This is a genomic window from Christensenella sp. (assembly GCF_034927525.1).
Lineage (GTDB): Bacteria > Bacillota > Clostridia > Christensenellales > Christensenellaceae > Christensenella.
The window spans coordinates 1-3,985 of sequence record NZ_JAYFPU010000075.1 but is presented as its reverse complement, the minus strand read 5'-3'; the positions used below and the strand labels follow the sequence as shown (position 1 = coordinate 3,985).

At 52.9% G+C, this 3,985-nt stretch carries 5 protein-coding genes and 1 riboswitch; of the genes, 1 reads left to right on the top strand and 4 read right to left on the bottom strand.

Going from position 1 to position 3,985, the window contains the following annotated elements; all coding sequences use genetic code 11:
• The 4 genes from VB081_RS02695 to VB081_RS02680 all read right to left on the bottom strand — a co-directional run.
• On the bottom strand, positions 1-268 hold a 268-nt coding region (locus VB081_RS02695; RefSeq protein ID WP_323399313.1), incomplete at its 3' end, for an ATP-binding cassette domain-containing protein.
• A complete protein-coding gene (locus VB081_RS02690) occupies positions 261-1,160 on the bottom strand; it encodes an ABC transporter substrate-binding protein (RefSeq protein WP_323399312.1) in 900 nt (299 codons plus the stop codon). The genes VB081_RS02690 and VB081_RS02695, both read right to left, overlap by 8 nt.
• 13 nt (positions 1,161-1,173) lie before the next feature.
• Positions 1,174-1,788: an ECF transporter S component gene (locus tag VB081_RS02685; protein WP_323399311.1), complete on the bottom strand. Its 615-nt coding sequence runs from the start codon at positions 1,786-1,788 to the stop codon at positions 1,174-1,176.
• 210 nt (positions 1,789-1,998) lie between these two features.
• Positions 1,999-2,106, bottom strand: a riboswitch (TPP riboswitch).
• 42 nt (positions 2,107-2,148) lie between these two features.
• On the bottom strand, positions 2,149-2,961 hold the full coding sequence (locus tag VB081_RS02680) for a sugar phosphate isomerase/epimerase family protein (RefSeq protein ID WP_323399310.1): 813 nt from the start codon (positions 2,959-2,961) through the stop codon (positions 2,149-2,151).
• A 129-nt stretch (positions 2,962-3,090) separates the two neighbouring features.
• Between VB081_RS02680 and leuB the strand changes: the two genes are divergently transcribed.
• The coding region (gene leuB / locus VB081_RS02675) for a 3-isopropylmalate dehydrogenase (protein WP_323399309.1) at positions 3,091-3,985 on the top strand (895 nt) is incomplete at its 3' end.

Below are 3,985 nucleotides of genomic sequence, written 5' to 3'. Positions count from 1 at the left end.
CTACAAGCGGCATGCGCTCAGAAGGCTCCAGCTCCCCGATCTCCTTCCCCTCCACCAAAACACTCCCGCAATCAACAACACCCGCGTTCTGCGGATAGATGCCCGCCATCAGGTAAAGAAGCGTGCTTTTACCGCAGCCGGAAGAACCGCTGATCACAGTAACGCGCCCCTTCTCGATCGAAAGCGACGCGTGACTGATGATCTCGTATTTACTTGTCTGCGAGTACCGGAAGGTCAGGTCGTCGCATACGATACCGTTGTTATCCATGAAATTCGTTTGTGAAACGCTCCTCGCTTGCCGCGTAGTCCGTCTTGATCATGCCCTGATCCTTCATAAACGCACTGAACGTTGTCCAGCGTTCCGGCCGGATCGTACCCCAGTGTCCCTGCTCGTTTAGATAAATTTTAGAGATATATTCCTGACTCTCCGTGAGCAGGTCAAGGTCAAAGTGCGGCGTATAGCTGTGCAGTATCTCCGCTGCCGCACGCGGGTCGTTCGCCGCGTCGATAAAGCCCTGATCGCTTGCCTTCACAAATGCGCGTACCGCCTCCGGATCACTGTTGATCACCGCGTTTTTGGCAGCCACCGCCGGTGCGCAGAAATCCATCACATCGTAAAAATCTGCCAGCGCAAAATAGTCGCAGGCTTTGTTCGCGTGCTTCATCACGAACCATTCCCAGTTTTTATAGATCCACACCGCGTCTCCGTCAACACCCAGTGTTTGCTCGATATCCCCTACATCCTTTGTCACCAGCTTGACCTTGGAATAATCGCCGCCGTCCTCATTTACCGCGTAACCGATCACCGCATGGAACCATTCCGGCGTCCAGTGCGTGAGACGCTTTCCTTCAAGCTCGCGCGGACGTGTCGCCCCGCATGATTTTAAGGAAAGGATTCCTGAGTCGTTGCGCTGCGTAAGTACGGCGATCGCCGTCGCCTGCTCCGCCTCCGGCGCTTCGTCCATATAAACGAGCATTGCCGGTTCGGGCGCGACAACGATGTCGGGCGTACCCGCAAACTGATGCCCGCAACCGCCGAATTCACCGTTGATATGTACGTCAACGCCTAAATCCTCATAGTACCCTTTTTTAAGGGCTACATAAAATCCGGTGTGGTTCGTGTTCGCAAACCAGTCCAGCTCCACATGCAATACTTTCATTTTGTTTCTCCTCTCACTCGTCGTCCGCGATATCCTGATGCACATATTTCGCACCGATCGCGTAACCCTTCAGCACGCCTGTGCGCGCAAGCCCCTTGCCGAGCAGCCAGCTCAAAACGCCCGCAAACAGCAGCGACGTTCCAAGGCGTACCGCAAACATAGCGATCAGCATAGAAGTCTCAATTGCCGCATACCCGTTTGTAAAATAAGTCCAGATAAAGCTTAATACACAGGCAAACGTGGCCGAAACGCACATGCTCGCAAGGTTGTATTTCTTGTAGCCGAACACGGCAAAGCCAAGTTCTAAGCCGACGCCCTGCACGAGACCCGTCGTGATAACCAGCGGAAAATTCCCCATCAGCAGCTCCAAAAACGCCGCCAGCACTTCCGTCACCAGCGCCACGCCTGGCTTTTGCAAAATGAACGCCGCCAGCGTCGCCGCCATAAACCATACGCCGTACACGATCTCAAAGTTGAACGCCGCCAGCCCGAACGGGGTAAGCGCCACACCGATCGCCTGACTCAAATAAAACGCACCCAGATAGATCGCCGCGAAGATCAGCCCCAGAATACCAATCATAATGATATCCTTTAGCTGCCATCCTTTTCTTACTTTTGCTTTTTCCATTTCTTTGCTCCTCCCTCTCGTCGCAACGCGTCCTCCTGCTCGTTTCGTCCTTTCGGACGAAAGCATCGCGGGTTCAGACAGTTGCTCCTCTTCCCCACAAAACCTATTTCATTGTGTTTTTGCGGGGGTCCTTTGCGCACAATGCCCGCACACACGCCCCGCCTCCGGATGCAATAAAAAAGTTCTTTCCCTTTGCAACCGGAAAGAACCAACTCAAAAAAACGTGCTCCCTCCGCCAGTGTGAACTGGATCAGGTTCTACGGGTCTAGACCTAAGTCTACTCTCAGCCGACAATGTGCGACTCCCCTGCCATTCAATATTTAATTTCTTGTTTTACTATAGCAGATCATATGCGGCCTGTCAATCGGCAAAGAACTGCTTCACCTCATTGTAATTATCCAGCAGATCGTCATACGTCTTATAATCGCTCGGATAGACCTCGAGCATCATCAGCCCGTTATAGTTCATTTCGTTCAGCTTTGCTTTCATGCCGTCCCAGTCCATTTCCCCGTCAAACGGCAGGCACGGGATCATTCCCCTCTTAGGATCCTTGCGGTAATCGCATACATGTATATGCGCAAGCCTGTCCCCCATATCGTCGATATACTCCGCGACCTCATATCCTGATTGCGCCGCCTGCTTTATATCCAACGTAAAGTACAGATTGTCACTGTACGTATGCGCCAAGACGTTACGCGCAAAGCCGGGGCGGGCGTACCAGCACCAGTGCACGTTTTCATAGGTAAGACGAACGCTGCGCTGCTTTGCCTCCTCCGCCAGTACGGTAACGCGTTCCCCTGTACGTTCATAATTCACATGGAGTGTTTTTGCGCGCTTCACGTTCATCGGCCCGTGGAACACATAAATACCCGCCGAAAGCTCAGCCGCGGCATCCAAAACCTGCCGGTATATGGAAAATGCTTCTTCCCTCTGCCGTTCGTGCATAGAAAACAGCTGCGGCTCAAACTGTGTACACAGCGCATGTACCGAACGCACACGCACGCCCTCCCCATCGCAGATACGCCTGATCTCATCTGTAAACGGTTTTTTGTACTCCACCATCGCCGAGAAAAATAGCTCGATATCCTTAATTCCCATATCCGCCATCCTGCGGACAGATTCTTCATTGTAAAGCCTGCAAAAAAAGCAGGCGGTCGACATCCCTGTTTCCATTCACATCTCCTGTTTGCCGTTCAAATTACGCTACAAATCCATTTTATTTCTTTCAAACCCTTTTGTCCAATGTATTTTTATTATATAATAGCGGTTACAGACAAATTTTAAAACAGGAAGGTGAAAAAAATGGAATATAAGATTGCAAGAATCCCCGGTGACGGCATCGGCCCGGAAATTTCCACGCAGGCCGTGCGGGTATTAGATAAAATCGGCTCGCTCTATGGTCATTCCTTCATATTTACGGAGGTGGACGCGGGCGGTATCGCCATCGATAAGCACGGCGACCCTCTGCCTGATGCCCAGCTTGATATCTGCCGCGCAAGCGACGCGGTGCTGCTGGCGGCGGTCGGCGGAGAAAAATGGGACGATCTCCCTGTCGATAAGCGTCCTGAAAGGGGTCTATTGAAGCTGCGCGGAGAGCTCGGTTTGTTTGCAAACCTGCGTCCGGCCATTATCTATAACGAGCTGAAGGAAGCGTGTCCCCTAAAGGACGAGATCATCGGCGACAATCTGGATATCCTCATCCTGCGTGAACTCACCGGGGACGTATACTTCGGCGAAAAGGGCGGCGACGATATCACTTATTCGTCCGACCTGATGAATTATCATGATTACGAAGTGGAGCGCATCACGCGTCTCGCCTTCGAATCTGCGCGCAAACGCGACAAGCGTCTGACAAGCGTTGACAAGGCAAACGTTCTCGCGACCTCGCGGCTGTGGCGCAACACAGTAAACCGCATCGCGGGGGACTATCCCGACGTAACGCTTACGCACATGTATGTGGATAACGCCGCCATGCAGCTCGTGCGCAATCCGCGCCAGTTCGACGTTGTTGTGACAGGCAACCTGTTCGGCGATATCCTGACGGACGAAGCCAGCATGATCACCGGCTCCATCGGCATGCTCCCATCAGCAAGCCTCGGTGCAACAAAACTCGGCATGTACGAACCCATCCACGGCAGCGCGCCGGACATCGCCGGCACGGGCAAAGCGAACCCCATTGCGATGATCCTTTCATGCG

What these genes read in the sequence shown, in the direction of transcription:
- VB081_RS02690 (WP_323399312.1), bottom strand. Translation starts at nt 1,160, where the DNA reads ATGAAAGTATTGCATGTGGAGCTGGACTGGTTTGCGAACACGAACCAC.
- VB081_RS02685 (WP_323399311.1), bottom strand. Translation starts at nt 1,788, where the DNA reads ATGGAAAAAGCAAAAGTAAGAAAAGGATGGCAGCTAAAGGATATCATT.
- VB081_RS02680 (WP_323399310.1), bottom strand. Translation starts at nt 2,961, where the DNA reads ATGGAAACAGGGATGTCGACCGCCTGCTTTTTTTGCAGGCTTTACAAT.